Below are 18,514 nucleotides of genomic sequence, written 5' to 3'. Positions count from 1 at the left end.
CCTAATTCATAAGCAGGCGAGAGAATTGGTCAGGCATGTGATCTGCCCAGCAAATTTGAGAGTTTTGTTGTTTAAAAATGCCTTGCTGTTCAAGCCAAGCAGAAAACTCAGGAGCGGGTTTTAAACCTAAAAGCTGTCTTAAGTATAGGGCATCATGGAACGAAGTCGTTTGATAATTGAGCATGACATCATCTGAACCCGGAATCCCCATAATAAAGTTGATGCCCGCTGCGCCAAATAGGGTAAGGAGAACATCCATGTCGTTTTGGTCGGCATCAGCATGGTTGGTATAGCAAATGTCGCAGCCCATTGGCACACCAAGTAATTTGCCACAAAAGTGGTCTTCTAGACCTGCGCGTATAATTTGTTTGCCGTTAAAAAGGTACTCTGGGCCAATAAAACCGACGACTGTATTTACTAAAAGCGGGTTATATTTACGAGCCACTGCATAGGCACGAGTTTCCAATGTTTGCTGGTCAACGCCGTGATGTGCATTGCTTGATAATGCACTACCTTGACCAGTTTCAAAGTACATAACGTTTTGTCCAATGGTTCCGCGTTTGAGTGCAAGCGTGGCTTCATATCCTTCTTGCAGTAAATCGAGTGAAATTCCAAAACCTTCGTTAGCCAGTTGGGTGCCAGCGATTGATTGAAACATTAAATCAATCGGCACATTTTTTTCAGCAAGTTGAATACCTGAGCTGATATGGGTAAGTACACAAGATTGTGTTGGAATCTGATATTCCTGAATCACATGATCAAGTAATTTTAGTAGCTCAGACAAATTATGTAGGTTATCCGTCGCTGGATTGATACCAATCACGGCGTCACCATTGCCATACATCAAGCCATCTAAAATACTGGCGGAAATACCAAGAACATCGTCGGTAGGGTGGTTCGGTTGTAAACGGGTAGAAAGATGGCCTTTTAAACCAATCGTGTTGCGAAATTGGGTGACCACTTCACATTTGCTAGCGACAAAAATCAAATCTTGATTGCGCATAATTTTGCTGACAGCAGCTACCATTTCTGGAGTTAAACCTGATGCTAATGCTTTTAAGCTTTGTGCAGTTGCTTCTTCTCCAAGTAACCAATTCCGAAAATCGCCTACTGTGAAGTGTGAAATAGGGGCAAAGGCTGCCGGATCATGTTCATCAATAATTAAACGGGTAATTTCATCAGTTTCGTAATCGACTAGAACCTCATTTAAAAAGGTTTTAAGCGGTACATCGGCCAAAGTCATTTGTGCCGCAACATGTTCGGTTGCGTCTCTGGCAGCTACACCTGCTAACTCATCGCCTGAACGTAATGGTGTTGCTTTTGCCATTAAAGTTTTTAGGTCAGCAAAGTGATACTGCTGATTGGCGACAATATTGCGATAACTCATGGTTGCATCCTTTTATTTATAGCTCTTGTTCAGCAGCTTTAATATTTGCAAACTCTTCTTCTGGTGTACCTTTCACTAAATGATAACGACTATAGAACAAAAAGTAAGCAATAAATGCAGCATAAATAGCAGCAGCAATAAACCAGACTCTAGGGTTAACCACAAAACCTGCAACTACCGCAGCCACTGCTAAAACTAATGCAATGCTTGAGGTCACAATGCCACCTGGTGTTTTATAGGGACGGGGCATGTCGGGTTTAGATAGGCGTAATTTGATGTGGGATAAAAGAATCAACACATAAGAAATGGTTGCACCAAAAACCGCGATTAAAATCAGTGAATCGCCTTCTTTGGTAAGTGAAAGTAAGAAACCGATAATGCCCGGAATAATAATTGCGAGATAAGGGGCTTTATTTTTGTTAGTTAAGGAGAGTGAGGTTGGTAAATAGCCAGCACGTGACAATGCAAAGATTTGACGTGAATAGGCATAGATAATTGAAAAGAAACTCGCGATTAAACCTGCTAAACCCACAAAGTTTACAAAGGTCGCAAGCCAAGTATTGGTGCCATAAACTTTAACCAGAGCATCTACGAGGGGAGCACCAGAATTTTGTAAAGTACTCGCACCTGCTGCGCCCGCACCCAAGAATAAAATGAGCATGGCAAACGCCGTTAAGATGAGCATTGAACCAATCAAACCACGTGGGAGCGATTTGGCTGGATCTTTCGCTTCTTCGGCTGCTAAAGGAACACCTTCAACTGCAAGGAAAAACCAGATTGCAAAAGGAACTGCTGCCCAGATGCCTAAATAGCCATGAGGTAGAAAACGACTTGCACCAGCTGCTGTGCCAACAGGAATATCCAACAAATTTTGTGTATTAAAATGTGGAATCATTGCGACAATAAACACAACCAGAGCAACAGCTGCGACAAGTGTAATCGCAAACATAATTTTTAAGGCTTCGCCGGCACCTTTGAGATGTATGCCCATAAAAATGGCGTAGCAGGCGAGGTAAATCATCCAGCCATTAATGCCAAATAAAGATTCACAATAACCACCAATAAATACGGCAATAGCAGCAGGGGCAATTGCGTATTCAATTAAAATAGCTGTACCTGTTAAATAGCCACCAAAAGGACCAAAGGCAGCACGTGCAAAGCTATAACCACCACCCGCCGTAGGCATCATAGTGGACATTTCTGACATAGAAAGACACAGGCACAGGTACATAAGCGCAGCAAGCGCAGTGGCAATAAACATACCGCCCCAGCCACCTTGAGCAATACCAAAGTTCCAACCGGCAAAATCACCAGATATCACATAAGCCACGCCTAAACCAATCAGGAGTAACCAACCCACGGTACCTTGTTTAAGTTGACGCTGAGCAAAATATTCTGCTGATGAAACTTCTGCGCTTGAAGCAATAACGGAAGCTGTTTCTGGTTGATTCATACAATACTCCTGCGAGTGGGTTTGTATGAATCAATGCAAAAGCAATGCCTAAATTAAGCACTTTAGATAATAGATGGCGCTTTTTTATTCCAAATGATAAAAACTTGAGAACTAACAGTACTAAATAAAGAAGCCAGTAATCTAAATTACTGGCTTCTTACATAATTAATGAGCTTACTTCTTTCTAGTGTTGATAGTCTGGTATCAACTTGGTGCAGAACTTAGAAGAAGCCCATTGGTTTAGTTGAATAACTCACCAATAAGTTTTTAGTTTGTTGATAATGATCTAGCATCATCTTGTGGTTTTCACGACCAATACCTGATTTTTTGTAGCCACCAAATGCAGCATGTGCAGGGTAGATGTTGTAGCAGTTTGTCCAGACACGGCCCGCCTCAATGGCACGACCCGCACGATAAGAAATGTGAGCTGAACGTGACCAAACGCCTGCACCTAAACCATACATGGTGTCATTGGCAATTTTAATTGCATCGTCAAAGTCTTTGAACGTTGTCACAGCAAGTACAGGTCCAAAAATTTCTTCTTGGAAAACTTGCATGCCATTGTGACCTTTAAAAATAGTCGGATCAACATAGAAACCATCACCTACTTCTTTACGGCCACTACCGCCAAGTAAGAGTTCTGCGCCTTCTTCACGACCAGTATTAATACAACGTAAGATTTTCTCTTGTTGTTGTAGAGATGCTTGAGCACCAATCATGGTTTCAGTATCAAGTGGATGACCAGTTTTAATACGTTTTACACGCTCTACAGCCAACTCCAAGAACTGATCAGCAATACTTTCTTGTACTAAAGCACGAGAAGGGCAAGTACATACTTCACCTTGGTTCAAGGCAAACATCGCAAAACCTTCAAGTGTTTTTTCTAAGAAATCATCTTCTTTATCCATGATATCTTCAAAGAAAAGGTTTGGTGACTTACCGCCAAGTTCTAAGGTGACTGGAATAATATTTTCGGTCGCATATTGCATCACCATTTGTCCAGTTTGAGTTGAACCTGTGAAAGCAATTTTGGCAATACGTGGGTTTGTCGCTAGCGGACGACCGACTTCTGAACCGAAACCATTAACAATATTAAGTACACCCGGCGGTAAAATGTCTTGAATAAGTTCAGCCACCAACAAAATACCTACTGGTGTTTGCTCTGCTGGTTTAATTACGACACAGTTACCAGCCGCTAGAGCAGGAGCAAGTTTCCATGCTGCCATTAAAATTGGGAAGTTCCATGGAATGATTTGGCCAACCACACCTAATGGCTCATGGAAATGGTAGGCAATTGTATCTTCATCAATTTCAGAGATCCCGCCTTCTTGAGCACGGATACAACCTGCGAAATAACGGAAATGGTCAATCGCAAGTGGTAGGTCTGCTGCTAAAGTTTCACGAACAGCTTTACCGTTATCCCAAGTTTCTGCGACAGCAAGCATTTCAAGATTTGCTTCTAAACGATCAGCAATTTTTAAAAGTATATTAGAGCGTACCGTTGGTGAGGCTTTATTCCATGTAGCTTTCGCTTTATGTGCTGCATCTAGAGCAAGTTCGATATCTTCGGCACTAGAGCGTGGAATACGTGTGAAAGCTTTTCCATCAACAGGAGATACATTATCAAAATATGCACCTTTTACAGGTGCAACCCATTCACCGCCAATAAAATTTTCATATTGTGATTTAAATTGAACTTTTGAGCCTGGTTGATTTGGATCGATATAGCGCATATAAATATTCCTTTGCTTTTTAGGACTAAAGACTAACAAGAACCCTGTCAGTAGGTACTTTCGTACTTTGTATAATTAGGATATAAAGAAGAAGGTTGGAGAAAGGTTGGAATAGAAATGTGGATATATAAGGAATTTACAAATGTTCACAAAAAAGGATTTATTGCAGCAACGGACGTTGATTGATCAACTGCGTACGCAAAATAGTCTCTCTCCTCAAAATGCTGCCAAACTGGGTCAAAGTATTGCAAGTTCATGGGAACGGTCAGCCTCTGCTGCGATTCCTAAAGAGCGTTTTGCGGCTCCATTAGTCGAAAAAAAATCTGCTTCACAAAATGCTTTAGATATGGCTTTAAGTCAGTGTGCCGATGATTTACGTCATATTGCTGAGCAATCCTCAATGGTGATTGCCGTTGGTGACATTGGTAGTACGATCATTTGGACGGCAACAAGTGCTCAAATGCAAAGTGCAGCTGAGCGTGTTCACTTTGTACAGGGTGGGCAATGGCGTGAAGAATTTGTTGGTACCAATGCATTGGCTTTGTCTTTAAAAACTCAGCAATCAAGTTGTGTTTTTTCTAATGAACATTATATGGAATCGATTCATGATTGGGTGTGCTATGCCGCGCCAATTATCGATCCATACTCAAAACAAACTCTAGGTGTCGTTGATTTATCGACTACTTGGAAGAACCATAATAGTTTAGGAATATTGGCTGCCGAACGTTGTGCATCAATTATTCAATCTGCCTTGCTAGAGCAGCAGCGTCAGCAATTACATATTCGTGCTTTTTCAACACCACAAGTTAAATTTAATGGCAAAAGTTTATTATTAACACCGCGTCAAATTGAAATTTTAACCATATTGGCGTTATGTCCACATGGTTTAACTTTAGAGCATCTCTATCAGGCGCTCTATGGCGAACGTAAAGTGAGTATGGGTACGCTTAAAGCTGAAATGTCTCAACTTCGAGATATTTTGGGTGGTTTACTTGGATCTCGGCCATATCGTTTGCTTGTACATGTTGAAGCCGATTTTTTACAAGCTGAACAAGCACTGGATGCGGGATATGCGGCTTCTGCTTTGCAGCTTTACACAGGTGTTTTTCTGGCAAAAACTGAAAGCCCGTTTTTATGTGCATGGCGTGACTGCCTTGAATCGCGCTTGAGCGATGCAATTTTTAAAACGCAAGAAACAGATTTATTACTTAAGCATTTAGCTCATTTCCCCGAAGCAATCGATGCAGTAGAACGTCTTATGGAGTTAGTACCGAGTGAACATCCCGCGCATCAATTGCTGATGAAATACCTTGACTCACCTAAGCTCAGTTAAGTGATTTTTTGATCCAGCCACTGGAACAATTGTTGATAGACTTGTTCTCGTACTGGCTGGGCCGAAAGGACTAAATCATGTAACCCATTGTGAATAGAGACAACAGAGACATCGCCTTTAATTTTTTTACCATGTTTTTCAATGTCTTTAACATCTAAAATCACATCACTCTGAGTCGCATCTGCTCCCCATTTTTTAGGGTTTTTAGTTTGATGAGAATGCATAATCAGTGCAGGGATATCAAGTTTAACCCCGCGATGTATTTCTTTTTGTGCCGTATGAATCGCATGTAGAAAGCTGAGTTGAACCGTAGGGGCAGAGGTAGGTTTCCAGTCCAGATTAAAGTCCCATTCGCCCTTGAGCTGTTTGTGAAGACTCGCGGTGTACCATTTGTTCAGTTGGCTTGGGAATTTAACTTTAGGTAGATATTTTCCTACTCGACTGAGTACTGGAATACCAAACTTCTTTTCGACCAAGCTTAAATTAAAGTCATAAAATGGACTATTCGTCCATAGCGCTTTAATAAGAGGATGGTTCGGGTGATGGGCAGCATAAAGCGTTGCTGTCAAACCGCCAGTCGAATGGCCTGCAAGCAATACTTGTGTGTGCTGTTCTTTAGCAATTATATCTAATGCTTGAGTAATTTCGGCATCGTATTCACTTAAATCAAGCACATTATAGAAGATTTGATGGGGTAGCTTGGAACGACCATATTTTCTTAAATCCAAGGCATAGAAGTCGTAACCATGCGCATTGAATTGTTCAGCCATTTCAGTTTGAAAGAAATAATCTAAAAAACCATGAATATACAGCACAGCTTTTTGAGTAGATTGAGCGGCCTTTTTACGAACCAGTGTGGCAACAACTTTACCTTCATAATCATCGGGAAAGTTTAGTGTGAGCTGTTCGTAGCCAGTACCTAAAATATCTGGAACATAATTTTGAGTAGCTGAGGATGTATTCATTTTTATCGAGCTATTGTAATTAAGACATGCTGAGTATCCTTCAATGAAATGGGCGAATTGTCAATCAGGTTTAGAGGTTGGATTGGAATAGAGGTTTAAAAAAAAGGGAATACCGCTGGAGCTAAGTATTCCCCAAAAAGTAAGTCAACGGTCGGAGGGGTTTGACTTACTAGAGGGATGTGCCATTACATCAGTATTAAAGTGCTGCTTTGAAAATCTCCACAACTTGTGCATGATTTGCTTTACGTGGATTGGTCAGCATACATGCATCTTTTTGAGCATTATCGGCCATAACCGCAAGGTCTTCAGTTTTTACGCCTAGCTCTGTTAATCCAGATGGAATACCAATGGATGAAGACAGTTTACGAATGGCATCAATTGCAGCATACGCAGCTTCCATCACGGTCAGTCCATGAGTTTTTACACCCATTAACTCTGCGATTTTTGCGTAGCGATCTGGGCAGGCAATTAAGTTAAATTCGCACACGTGTGGTAACAAGATTGCGTTACATACGCCGTGAGGTAGGTTATAGAAACCGCCCAATTGATGCGCCATTGCATGTACATAACCTAGAGATGCATTGTTAAATGCCATACCAGCCAAGTACTGTGCATAGCTCATTGCATCACGTGCTTCGATATTTTCACCGTTTGCTACAGCAGGTTGTAACCATTGACTAATCATGGTGATGGCTTTTTCTGCACAAGCATCGGTAATTGGGTTGGCCGCCGTAGAAACATAGGCTTCAACTGCATGGGTTAAAGCATCCATACCTGTTGCTGCTGTTAAACCAGCCGGTTTGGCAATCATGAGTTTCGGGTCATCAATTGCAATAAGTGGAGTACAACGCCAGTCAACAATTGCCATTTTTACGTGAGTGTCTGTATTGGTAATAATACAGAAACGAGTCATTTCAGATGCAGTACCAGCGGTTGTGTTGACTGCAATCAGTGGCGTCATTGGGACTTTACTTTTATCGATACCTTCGTAATCACGAATATGACCACCACCAGCAGTAACTAGGCCAATCCCTTTTGCACAGTCATGAGATGAACCGCCACCTAGCGAGACAATAAAGTCACAGCCATTGTCGTTATAGGCATTTACGCCATTATGGACATTGATATCGGTTGGGTTAGGTTCTGCACCCGGAAAAATATGGCTCGCAACGCCTGCTTCAGTTAAATAGTTTGCGATAAGATCTGCGACACCAAATTTAAATAAGCCTTCATCGGTCACAATTAATGCTTTTTTTGCGCCGAGGTTTTGTGCCTTTGTACCTATTTCTTTGGCACATCCTGGTCCAAAGAGTGATACACAGGGAATATAAAAACCATTTGTTTGATCTGCAATATTTTTAAAAGCCATGGAGTGATTCCTTCTTCCATAAATCCATTGTTTGTTATTACAGGTGAGCCTCACCATGGCCTTAGTATTGTGATGTGAAGATTATTTTCCTACCTACCAAAAACCTACCAAATATTATTTTAATGTTAATTATTGATTTATATTGATTTTACAGAAATTCTAGCTCATTCATTTAATTTTTTCGGGAAAGTCGTTAAGCTATGGGCTGTTGAAGATGTACTTATGAGATTATGAAACAGGAAACTGCGCTTAAACTGCTTAAAGCAGGTGAAAATGTCTTTTTAACCGGTTCGGCTGGTGCAGGGAAAACCTATACACTCAATCAGTACATCCAATACTTAAAAGCACGTAAAGTGCCTGTGGCGATTACGGCATCTACAGGTATTGCTGCAACGCATATGAACGGCATGACGATTCATACATGGGCAGGCATCGGGATTAAAGATCAGTTAACTGATGATGACCTAAAACGTATGAAAGAGCGTAAATATCTCAAGGAACACCTTGAAAATGCGCAAGTTCTCGTCATCGATGAAATTTCGATGTTGCATGCTAAGCAGCTTAATCTGGTGAATCAGGTTTTAAAATATTTTAAAGAAAGTGATGAGGCATTTGGTGGTATCCAAGTCATTGTTGCCGGAGATTTCTTTCAGTTGCCACCAGTTGGACGTAATAGTGAAGCCAACCGTGACAAGTTCTGTTTTATGTCTGATGCATGGGTCGAAGCTAAATTCCGCGTATGTTATTTAACAGAACAACACCGCCAAGACGATGAAATTCTTAACCAGATTTTAAATGCGATTCGCGCGCAAAATATTCAATCAGATCATTTACACGCATTACGTCAATCACGCTCGCATGATATTGGTGAGACCTTTACTCGTCTCTATACGCACAATATGGATGTCGACAATATCAATTATCAGCACTTAAATGAAATTGATAATGAAGGGCATCAATTCAATGCGGTTTTAGATGGTAATGAAAAACTGGTAGAAACTTTAAAATCTTCGGTTCGTGCACCAGAAGAACTCACCTTAAAGAAACATGCAAAAGTCATGTTTGTAAAAAACAACTTTGATATGGGATATATCAACGGGAGTTTAGGTGAAGTCATTGGTTTTGAAGAAGATGATGAAAATGGTTTGTTGCCGAAGGTGAAACTAACCGATGGTACGACATTGCTTGTTGCGCCTGAAACTTGGTCAGTTGAAAATGATGCAGGTAAAGTGATTGCCAGTTTCCAGCAAATCCCACTTCGTTTGGCATGGGCGATTACCATTCATAAAAGCCAAGGGATGACCTTAGAAGCTGCCGAAATTAACCTCATGAACACCTTTGAAAAAGGTCAGGGCTATGTTGCGCTCTCGCGACTGAAATCTTTAACTGGATTAAAGTTATTAGGGATTAACGAGCAAGCTCTAGAGCTAGATAGTTTGGCTGTTAAAGCCGATCGTCGTTTCCAAGAGTTGTCTAAAGAAGCAGAAGACAACTTTGCAGATGTAGATTTAACTGCTCAGCACAAAGCATTTATTCGTCATTGTGGCGGAACTTTAAATGAAACTGAGATTTCTCGTAATGAGAAAAAACTCTCAAAAGGTGCGAAACAAAATTATGCCTCGGCAACTCTAGACGAAACACGTGCGTTGTTTGAAGAAGGCTATGAGATTGAAGATATTGCGCATGAACGTGGCCTTACCCCAGCGACAATCATTAACCATTTGGCGCGACTGCATAAAGAACAAAAACTGGATATTTCGGTTGCCCATCCTGGTGAAGAGGTGGTGGAAGAAATCCGAAAAATTTATAAGAAACTGAAAAAGCGCCAAAATCCAGATCATTTTTCTGATGATGGTTCGATCAAACTAAGACCAATCGTTGAAGCAACCAGTCCTCGAATGGGATATGATCAGGTTCGATTAGCTTTATTATTTATTGAGTAAAGTTTAATTAGCTTAATTACTTATTACATAAATTGAGGTGGCTATGCCGCACATTGTAGTTGATTATTCAGATAACTTAACTGGATTAAACGCAAAACAATTACTTGAAGAAATTAATACAACGCTCATTAAAACAGAGCTGTTTAGCCCAGAAGACATTAAAAGCCGTGCGCGTAAAGATGATGTTTTCCTAATTGGTTTGGGACTAGAACAGGCTTATATTCATGTAAAAGTTTATATTTTGTCGGGAAGAAATGCAGAGCAAAAACAACTGATGGGTGATCAGTTGTTAGCGGCACTCAGCAATAAAAATTATCTACAACAAGAGTTTAATAAAGAAATTCAATTGTGTGTTGAACTTGTTGATATGCCAAAAGAAGATTACTTTAAGCAAGTTGTATAAATTATAAAGCTGCGACTGGTTTGTGATTATCAGTACTATCGGCAGATTTAAAATATCCTCTTACCCACAAAGGCATAACTTCTTGTGGTTATGCCTTTAAACCAAACAGCTTGATATTTGCATATTGCTCAATCAGGTTGGCATCTAACATATGAATATAGTCCATAAAAATGGTACTAAAACTTCCCATGGTTTGTGCTTGATTAGATGCAAGTTTACCCGCAATTGCAAAATGTATATGAGCTGAGAGCGCTGCAATGGTTGGAGTCGTTACTGCACTATATGCAGCGATTAACGCACCCAAAGCACATCCTGTTGCTGTAATTTTAGGTTGTAAGGGGCTGCCGCCGTTAATTTGGATAACGACATCTAATTCTTTAGACAGAATGTAATCTGACTCACCTGAAATTGCGATACAGTCTGTATGTACTAATAGCGCGTAAGCCTGTCGATAGACATCATCACTACTTAGGGTGCTATCTACACCTTTAGATTGAACCTGATTACCTGCAAGCGTACTGATTTCTGAAGCATTACCACGGATAACGCTTGGCTTAAATTGCAAAAGCTCGTCTGTCATTTGACTACGCCAAGCTAAAATTGGCCCATAGCCAACCGGATCAAGTACCCATGGAATGTCATTTAGCTGAGCTGTTTTAGCTGAGATCTGCATGGCTTGCATTTGCTCAGTGGTGGGCGTACCTAAATTAATGCTCAAGGCCGATGATATTTTGGTAAAGCTTTCTGCTTCATAAGGATTATCAATCATCGCAGGCGAAGCACCAGACGCGAGTAATACATTGGCCGTATAGTTTGCAGCAACGCTATTAGTAATACATTGTACAAGAGGCGTTTTGGCTTGCATGTTGTGCCAAGCTTCAATGACCTGTTCAATCAAACTAGATGTCGATGTCATATTATTATCCCTAGTAAGCCAAAGTGATTATAAATTTAGTGGGTAAAATAGTGGTCTTGATGCTTACATTTTTGGCAAATCAAAGAAACATAATCTGCTGCATCATAGTCAACGGTTAAATCATTTGAACCACAATACATACAACGTTTGACAGAATAAAAGTTTAAACGTGGTTCAATTTTTCGCCATGCTTTCCATACAGGTTGCACAAATATCTGTTCATCGTAACCCAAGAAACGATTAAGCAAAATATAACTCATTTTACTGTAAGGAATATTGTGAGGACGGGGGAGCATAGAGGTTTCCCACTTTTCGGTCACGGCTCTTTCGCGATATTGTTCTAACGTTTTCTTTAATAGATTAGTGTTAATAAATTTATCATTGCGAGGCTGTAAAACTTTTTGTTTATACAGATATTCGAGTGCAGTTTGTACCAGATAATAAATCTGCCCAATTGCGAGTGAATCCATTAAACGATAGCAAAAGCTTTGAAAATTTGAATTTCCAGCAATTTGGATACCCCAAGTTCGGCAGTAGAACTGCATGAACTGGATAATTTCTTGATAGAGCACCTGAAAAAGTACGTCTTTAACTTCATCTGCACTACGAAAAGGAATACCAAAGCTTAAATTTTCATAAAACCAATTACGTAGTTGCTGAGCCACACTAAATAAACTTGGATCACTGTAGCCATCTAAACGAATATTTAAGTGAAAACATTGTGGGTCATCAGTTTGGTCATTTGCATCCAAAATGCCATCTTTATGCAACTGTTTAATTAAATAGCTCTGAAACATCCAGTTAGGCGTGATGTGATGGTATTTAATTTTGTCCCAATGAATATATTCATCATGAGCGATTTCTTCACGTGCATATTCATCTAAAAGACTCAGCAAGAAAAGTTTATGCAAAAAACTGAGCTGTTCCAGACTGCGTTGTGGCTGTTCTTTTGATTTAAAATGGCGTTGTTCTTGTAAGCGTGTTTGTTGTAGAAGCTTTTTCCGTTGTTTTGTGCATGTATCACAGTGGCAAGTCATTCTTTGATCTTTAAATAGACGGTGCTGACAATGACTGCATTCATGGAATTGAATGTCTTGTTCAAATTGCTCGGCATCTACCCAGTACATGGAAGCTTGGCAGAGAGGACAATGGCTACTTTCATCTAGCTGTTTCTGTAGAATTTGTAAGGCCATTTTGCTCCGAACATAAAATAAAAATAATGGGGCTATTATACACAGCCGCGCTGTAGATGGCGGAGATTGCCAATTTCGTTTGTTGCTAAAATAGAAAAACCTAAAATCTATGTTTCGATTTTAGGTTTTCATAGTGGGCTAAAAAGTTGAATTAAACAGGGCACGGCAAGCTCTCATCATTTTGGCCAAGCTTTTTGGCCTTAATAAGAGCCTGTACTTTTTTACTTGGTAATTTCAATTTCCCTAACGCATCGTAAGTATTAACAATAGAAGTAACCTCCTGAGTTGTAATAGAAATACCTTCCGCAGATAAGAACACGGCAATCACATGGTGATCGAGTCCTGCTGCTGATAGATCATGAATAGCTTTAATGTTCTCTAGTCGATGAAAATGTGCTTTGAATTCCATGCTGACACCTCTTGTTCTAATTTAGATACCCATATTGGTATATTTAATTAGGCAAGAACCATGCCCAAAATGTAAGCTGACTCTAAAAAATGTTAAAAGCTAAAGGTGTTTTATTTTTATTGTATAGATTGCTTATATAAACAACGATTATCGTAAATTTGGTCTAATCTGTGCTAATAAAACAAGATTCTAATTTGAAATGTATAAATGAAGTCCCATTAATTTCATAAAGGTAATCAAATACAGTATGTATGACTTGGCGTATGATATTTCATGACGACTCATACTACCGTTTAGACGAGTATATAAGGAATAAAGATGAATATTGCGGCGCAGCCTCCAGTTCAGGCAGATCAGACAGTTTATTTAAAAGATTATCAAAAACCTGCGTTCTTGGTTGAATCAATTAATCTTGATATCCAAGTATATGATGACAAAACAATTGTTGATTCGACATTAGTGATGAAGCGTCAAACTGCTGGTGATCTGGTGCTATTAGGCCGTGACCTAGAATTACAGTCTGTTCAGTTAAATGGACAAATTCTCACTCCTGCACAATATTCACTCGATAGTGAACAACTGGTGATCACTAATGCACCAGATGAAGTCATTTTACAAACGCAAGTCATTATTCATCCTGAAACGAATACTCAATTAGAAGGCTTATATAAAGCAGATGACTTGTTTGTAACGCAGAACGAACCTGAAGGTTTCCGTAAAATCACCTTCTATCCAGACCGTCCAGATGTACTTTCTGTATTTACTACACGCGTAGAAGCAGACAAAAAATATCCAGTGCTACTTGCCAATGGTAATTTGCTAGAAACAGGTGAGGCTGGTGAAAACCGCCACTTCGCGATTTGGCAAGACCCGACTAAAAAACCAAGCTATTTGTTTGCTTGTGTTATTGGTGATTTAGCTGTTCTTAAAGACCGTTATACGACTTCGGAAGGGCGTGATGTTGCTCTAGAAATCTATGCCATTGAGAAAGATATTCCAAAATGTCATATCGCGATGGAAGCATTAAAGCATTCAATGCGTTGGGATGAAGAACACTACGGCCGTGCTTATGACCTCGACAACTATATGATTGTTGCTGTTAGCCAGTTCAACATGGGTGCAATGGAAAATAAAGGTTTAAACATCTTTAATACTTCATGCGTACTTGCCGATGAAGAATACACAACTGATGCTGCGATTATGCGTGTACAGTCTGTGATTGCTCACGAATATTTCCATAACTGGACAGGGAACCGTATTACTTGTCGTGATTGGTTCCAGCTCTGCTTAAAAGAAGGCTTAACGGTATTCCGCGATCAGTCATTCTCTGAAGATTTACAATCTGCTGCGGTTCAACGTATTGATGATGTCGCTGTGCTGAAATCACATCAATTCCCTGAAGATGCAGGTCCATTATCGCACCCGCCGCGTCCAGATCACTTTGTGGAAATTAATAACTTCTATACGGCGACTGTCTATGAAAAAGGTGCGGAAATTAACCGCATGATGTCGACCTTGTTAGGTAAAGAAAAATACCGTCAAGGGACCGATGAATACTTCCGCCGTCATGATGGACAAGCCGTGACTGTAGAAGACTGGGTTGCTGCGTTAACTGCTGGCTCAGGTGTCGATTTATCTGCCTTTTTAACTTGGTATAACCAACCAGGAACTCCAAAGCTCGAAGCAAAAGGGGAATATGATGCAGCAGCGCAAACTTATCGTTTAAGCTTTAAACAAAGCCTAAAAGCACATCCTAAGTATCCAAATTTAAAAGCTGTTCCGATTCCTGTGGCATTAGCACTATTTAATGCTAAAACAGGTGAGCAATATACATTGCATAGTGAAAGCTTGTTTGTAAACGATGTTAAAGATGGCGTGTATCTGTTTGACCAAGATGAGGCAACCATTGAGTTTACAGGCGTGACTGAACAACCAGTTGTGTCACTACTCCGTAATTTCTCTGCACCCGTAAATCTTGTGTTTAATTATACTGATGACGAGTTAGCTTTCTTAATTCAGCACGAAACAAACGGCTTTAACCAATGGCAAGCAACGCAAACTTTGCTTGAACGTATTTTGTTAGAAGACCATTCTGCGGATGCATACATTCAGGCAATTCAAAGTACTTTGCCTGAGTTAGTTGGTCGCGACCCGCTATTGGCATCGCGTTTGTTTGATGTACCAAGCGAAGGTTATTTGGGTAGTCGTATCGATCAGAACTATGCACCAGCTGATATTCATGTAAAACGTGAAGCATTGCTCAATCGTTTAGCACAAGAGATGGGTTCATTCTGGAAAGATACTTACCTTACACTTGACCCAGATCTGCAAAAAGAATTTTCTTTGGCAATGGGCGTGCGTGCATTAAAAAATATTATGCTCATGATGATAGCTCGTCAGGGTGATCAAACCGCATTTGAACTTGCGCATGTGCAATACCAAAATACAGGTAATATGTCTGAACGTTTAGGTGCGCTACGTGTACTGGTTTGGCAAAATGCGCCTCAAGCTCAAGATGTACTTGCTGATTTCTATGATCGTTTTAAAGATGAAGCTTTATCTTTAGATCAGTGGTTTATGATTCAGGCTGCAAACCCGAATGCGACAACCGAAACAATTGAATACCTCACTCAACATCCTGATTATGATTTAACAACTCCAAATCGTATTCGTGCGGTGAGTGGAGGATTATCAAATAATCCTGAAAACACGTGGGGCTTTGGTGTAGCTCACTTTATTAACCTTGCACAATATCTTGATGAGAAAAATCCAATTTTAGGTTCACGACTGTTACAGGTATTGTCGCGTTGGTACACGTTAGCAGAACCTCAGCGGACTCAAGTGCAACAGGCTCTGCAAGCATTGCAGCCTAAAGTGAAATCGAAAAATGTCTCTGAAACTTTAAATAGTATGTTAAGTGTTTAATTAGGCTTAAATATAAAAAATAAAGGTCTCGTAAGAGGCCTTTATTTTTTATATGTCTCTATAGAGATTTAATGCTTTAAAAAATAAAAATTTCCTTATTGTAATTCGTCTTTAGCTCTACTACTCATCATTTTACTTTTATTTAAATTATAATCTTTAATAGTTTGTTTGAAATTTATCTTTAAGTAAGCATATACAATCAAAATTTAAGAGAGCAATAATATAAAAATAAGTAAGTAACTCTGTAATTAGTATTTAGTTTCATAAAATTAGCTAAATTTTTGACATATTTATTTAAATTTTACTTAATAAATTTTATGAAGGTTTTATTTAAATTATTTAAATCAATGGGTTAGTTTTTTGGTGTGTTAATTTTTGTATCTATGGAGTTGGTTTGAGTAATTATATTTTGTTAATTAGAAATTAAAATAATAATAAGATCATGCATTTTAATTGTTTTTATGTATGATGTTAAAAAATAGGGTAAAAAAATAAACTTTAAAAGGAGCAGTCAAATAAAAAATGATTGTAAGAATAAGTGCTAAATTTTTTATATCTATTAGTTTTAACAATTTAATTTAAAAGGTTTTGACTATGAAAAAGACTTTTTTTCATTTATCAGTAATTGCCGTAGCATTATTTTCTCTCAATTCAGCAAATGCAGCTACAGCAACGGGTACATTAACTGTTAAGGCAACAGTAACGAATAGTTGTGTATTGAATACTTCCGCTACAGGTACAACAGCGAATGCAGTTTTAGACTTTGGGACTTTAAGTTCTCTTGCGAGTAACGTTGATGCAGACACCACAACGACAGGTGGTACCTCAATCAAAGTCCTTTGTAACAACACTGTACCGTGGACCTTGGCTTTCGATGCTGGGCAAAATGCGCAGACGACTCAACGTCGTATGATTGGTGGTGCAACAAGCAACGAATATATTCCTTATAATCTCTACTCAGATTCGGGGCATGCCACAGCAATCGGCATTGCAACGACTGCCTATAGTGGAACTGGTAGTGGTGCAGTACAAACAGTGAATGTATATGGCCGTATTCCTGCTGGTTCAACGCTGCCGAGTGCGGGTAGCTATCTTGATACAGTAACAATAACAGTAACTTATTAATTTTTATAAATTAGAAATATTGTTAGCCCTTTTGAAAGGGCTAACACATTAAAAAAGTTATATTTGAGTAAATCATGAAAAAAAATATCTTTATTATTACGGGATTATTCTTATCTTTTTCTAGCATTATTAACGCCGCTACAATTCGTCTTTCACCTGTGAATGTAGAAATATTAAGTAATCAAAACGCGTCTTCAATTAGTTTATTTAATCAGTCAAATGAAAGTACTGATTTGCAGATTCGTGTATTTGAATGGACTCAAAAAAATGGACAGGATCAGTTAACACCTACAGATGAGATCGCAATTAGTCCACCATTTTTAAAATTACAGTCTAATGATTCTTATAACTTGCGTGTAGTTAGAATTAATCCAGCACCCGTTTCTGGTGAAAAAACGTATCGCATTATTATTGATGAACTACCAAAACCAATTGATAGCCGTAAAGCAGCTCAAGGGGTTAACGTGCTTTTACGCTCGTCATTGCCTGTATTTGTAGTAAATAAAGACGCGATGACTAAACTGAATTGGAAAATTGATGCTAATCAGGAGGTGCCTTCCTTAAATATTAGTAATATTGGAAACCGGCATGCACTTTTAAATGACTTAACGCTTGTGGATACCACAACAAATAAAAGCTATCCCATTAAAGTAAATACCGTGAATGGTTATATTCTTGCGGAGCAGGCACGAAGCTACTCTATTAATAATTTTACATATCAGCCAAATCATAAATACAGCGTTTCTCTGACAGTTAATGGTAAGAAAACCACACTTTAAGAGGCTTATATGAAATACATTATAGGTGTCTTATGTGTTGCATATCTTCCGGCGTATTCTTTTGCTGAGCAACTCCAAGATAATACGAACACTCCAATTCCCAGTGTTCCTAAATCTATAGATAGCAATAATAAATATACACAGGGGAATATAAATGAAGAGGAACAATATCTTAATTTTACTCAGCTTTTTTTAGTCGTTTCTATTAATTCAAATGCTGCTGAAGACTTGGTTGCTGTGAAGCAATCTAAGGATGGAAAGCTATATATTCGCTCTGGGACCTTAAAAACTTTAAGAGTGAAAATGGATGAGCATGTTGCTGATAGCCAATGGGTGTGTATTAACGAGCTAAAAGGAATTCAGTTTAAATATCTAGAGAATGAACAATCTCTAAACTTACAAGTTCCGTCGAACATGTTGGCGGATTATTCAGTTGACTTAAATGGTCAACAGCTCACAAGCCCTCATTTACTGAAAATGAAACCCTTAAATGCGGCCATTTTGAACTATAGCCTGTATCACACCGTGACCAATGACGAGAATGTTTTCTCCGGTTCAGCAGAAGGGATCTTTAACAGCGC

General features: G+C 39.2%; 14 protein-coding genes and 1 pseudogene. 7 read left to right on the top strand and 8 right to left on the bottom strand.

Annotated elements, in window-relative coordinates; all coding sequences use genetic code 11:
• Position 1 precedes the first annotated feature (1 nt).
• The 3 genes from RMB03_RS08795 to RMB03_RS08785 all read right to left on the bottom strand — a co-directional run bounded on the left by RMB03_RS08795 (position 2) and on the right by RMB03_RS08785 (position 4,573).
• The gene (locus RMB03_RS08795) at positions 2-1,387 is read right to left on the bottom strand and encodes an ethanolamine ammonia-lyase subunit EutB (protein ID WP_311075425.1); all 1,386 of its coding nucleotides are present in this window, start codon (positions 1,385-1,387) and stop codon (positions 2-4) included.
• 16 nt (positions 1,388-1,403) lie between these two features.
• Entirely contained in the window at positions 1,404-2,840 is a 1,437-nt protein-coding gene (gene eat, locus RMB03_RS08790) for an ethanolamine permease (RefSeq protein WP_311075424.1), read from the bottom strand.
• Positions 2,841-3,061: 221 nt separating this feature from the next.
• Complete coding sequence (locus RMB03_RS08785) at positions 3,062-4,573, bottom strand: aldehyde dehydrogenase family protein (RefSeq protein WP_003652388.1); 1,512 nt, start codon at positions 4,571-4,573, stop codon at positions 3,062-3,064.
• Between the two features lie 142 nt (positions 4,574-4,715).
• Between RMB03_RS08785 and RMB03_RS08780 the strand changes: the two genes are divergently transcribed.
• Positions 4,716-5,906, top strand: coding sequence for a helix-turn-helix domain-containing protein (locus RMB03_RS08780; RefSeq protein WP_003652386.1), 1,191 nt, complete (start codon positions 4,716-4,718; stop codon positions 5,904-5,906).
• Here the strand turns inward: RMB03_RS08780 and RMB03_RS08775 are convergent.
• Together RMB03_RS08775 and RMB03_RS08770 are read right to left on the bottom strand one after the other, a co-directional pair.
• Positions 5,903-6,871, bottom strand: a complete 969-nt coding sequence (locus RMB03_RS08775; RefSeq protein ID WP_311075423.1) for an alpha/beta hydrolase — start codon at positions 6,869-6,871, stop codon at positions 5,903-5,905. The genes RMB03_RS08780 and RMB03_RS08775 overlap by 4 nt on opposite strands.
• Before the next feature lie 196 nt (positions 6,872-7,067).
• The gene (locus RMB03_RS08770; protein WP_032035449.1) at positions 7,068-8,240 is read right to left on the bottom strand and encodes an iron-containing alcohol dehydrogenase; all 1,173 of its coding nucleotides are present in this window, start codon (positions 8,238-8,240) and stop codon (positions 7,068-7,070) included.
• Positions 8,241-8,470: 230 nt separating this feature from the next.
• Between RMB03_RS08770 and RMB03_RS08765 the strand changes: the two genes are divergently transcribed.
• Complete coding sequence (locus RMB03_RS08765; RefSeq protein WP_005039753.1) at positions 8,471-10,183, top strand: AAA family ATPase; 1,713 nt, start codon at positions 8,471-8,473, stop codon at positions 10,181-10,183.
• A gap of 43 nt (positions 10,184-10,226) precedes the next feature.
• The gene (locus tag RMB03_RS08760) at positions 10,227-10,586 is read left to right on the top strand and encodes a 5-carboxymethyl-2-hydroxymuconate Delta-isomerase (protein ID WP_198077661.1); all 360 of its coding nucleotides are present in this window, start codon (positions 10,227-10,229) and stop codon (positions 10,584-10,586) included.
• Between the two features lie 88 nt (positions 10,587-10,674).
• Here the strand turns inward: RMB03_RS08760 and thiM are convergent, their stop codons facing one another.
• From thiM to RMB03_RS08745, 3 genes are all read right to left on the bottom strand, one after another.
• A complete protein-coding gene (gene thiM, locus RMB03_RS08755) occupies positions 10,675-11,502 on the bottom strand; it encodes a hydroxyethylthiazole kinase (RefSeq protein ID WP_017392121.1) in 828 nt (275 codons plus the stop codon).
• Between the two features lie 35 nt (positions 11,503-11,537).
• On the bottom strand, positions 11,538-12,695 hold the full coding sequence (locus RMB03_RS08750) for a hypothetical protein (protein WP_017392122.1): 1,158 nt from the start codon (positions 12,693-12,695) through the stop codon (positions 11,538-11,540).
• Between the two features lie 151 nt (positions 12,696-12,846).
• Positions 12,847-13,104: a hypothetical protein gene (locus tag RMB03_RS08745; protein WP_004643236.1), complete on the bottom strand. Its 258-nt coding sequence runs from the start codon at positions 13,102-13,104 to the stop codon at positions 12,847-12,849.
• Between the two features lie 318 nt (positions 13,105-13,422).
• On the opposite strand from RMB03_RS08745, the gene pepN reads away from it, so the two are divergent.
• The 4 genes and pseudogenes from pepN to RMB03_RS08725 form a co-directional block, all read left to right on the top strand.
• Complete coding sequence (gene pepN, locus RMB03_RS08740; RefSeq protein ID WP_311075422.1) at positions 13,423-16,029, top strand: aminopeptidase N; 2,607 nt, start codon at positions 13,423-13,425, stop codon at positions 16,027-16,029.
• A 588-nt stretch (positions 16,030-16,617) separates the two neighbouring features.
• Positions 16,618-17,154, top strand: a complete 537-nt coding sequence (locus RMB03_RS08735) for a spore coat U domain-containing protein (RefSeq protein ID WP_201784113.1) — start codon at positions 16,618-16,620, stop codon at positions 17,152-17,154.
• 74 nt (positions 17,155-17,228) lie between these two features.
• Positions 17,229-17,933, top strand: coding sequence for a fimbria/pilus periplasmic chaperone (locus RMB03_RS08730; RefSeq protein WP_311075421.1), 705 nt, complete (start codon positions 17,229-17,231; stop codon positions 17,931-17,933).
• A 9-nt stretch (positions 17,934-17,942) separates the two neighbouring features.
• Positions 17,943-18,514 (top strand): annotated as a pseudogene (locus RMB03_RS08725) (fimbrial biogenesis outer membrane usher protein); the annotation flags it as partial.

The sequence above is a fragment of the Acinetobacter sp. V91_7 genome, from assembly GCF_031799075.1.
GTDB lineage: Bacteria > Pseudomonadota > Gammaproteobacteria > Pseudomonadales > Moraxellaceae > Acinetobacter > Acinetobacter calcoaceticus.
This window is presented reverse-complemented; position numbering and strand designations above follow the sequence as displayed.

Bases quoted from the DNA above. Each gene is read 5' to 3' on its own strand.
- RMB03_RS08795 (WP_311075425.1), bottom strand. From the start codon at position 1,387: ATGAGTTATCGCAATATTGTCGCCAATCAGCAGTATCACTTTGCTGAC.
- eat (WP_311075424.1), bottom strand. From the start codon at position 2,840: ATGAATCAACCAGAAACAGCTTCCGTTATTGCTTCAAGCGCAGAAGTT.
- RMB03_RS08785 (WP_003652388.1), bottom strand. From the start codon at position 4,573: ATGCGCTATATCGATCCAAATCAACCAGGCTCAAAAGTTCAATTTAAA.
- RMB03_RS08780 (WP_003652386.1), top strand. From the start codon at position 4,716: ATGTTCACAAAAAAGGATTTATTGCAGCAACGGACGTTGATTGATCAA.
- RMB03_RS08775 (WP_311075423.1), bottom strand. From the start codon at position 6,871: ATGAATACATCCTCAGCTACTCAAAATTATGTTCCAGATATTTTAGGT.
- RMB03_RS08770 (WP_032035449.1), bottom strand. From the start codon at position 8,240: ATGGCTTTTAAAAATATTGCAGATCAAACAAATGGTTTTTATATTCCC.
- RMB03_RS08765 (WP_005039753.1), top strand. From the start codon at position 8,471: ATGAAACAGGAAACTGCGCTTAAACTGCTTAAAGCAGGTGAAAATGTC.
- RMB03_RS08760 (WP_198077661.1), top strand. From the start codon at position 10,227: ATGCCGCACATTGTAGTTGATTATTCAGATAACTTAACTGGATTAAAC.
- thiM (WP_017392121.1), bottom strand. From the start codon at position 11,502: ATGACATCGACATCTAGTTTGATTGAACAGGTCATTGAAGCTTGGCAC.
- RMB03_RS08750 (WP_017392122.1), bottom strand. From the start codon at position 12,695: ATGGCCTTACAAATTCTACAGAAACAGCTAGATGAAAGTAGCCATTGT.
- RMB03_RS08745 (WP_004643236.1), bottom strand. From the start codon at position 13,104: ATGGAATTCAAAGCACATTTTCATCGACTAGAGAACATTAAAGCTATT.
- pepN (WP_311075422.1), top strand. From the start codon at position 13,423: ATGAATATTGCGGCGCAGCCTCCAGTTCAGGCAGATCAGACAGTTTAT.
- RMB03_RS08730 (WP_311075421.1), top strand. From the start codon at position 17,229: ATGAAAAAAAATATCTTTATTATTACGGGATTATTCTTATCTTTTTCT.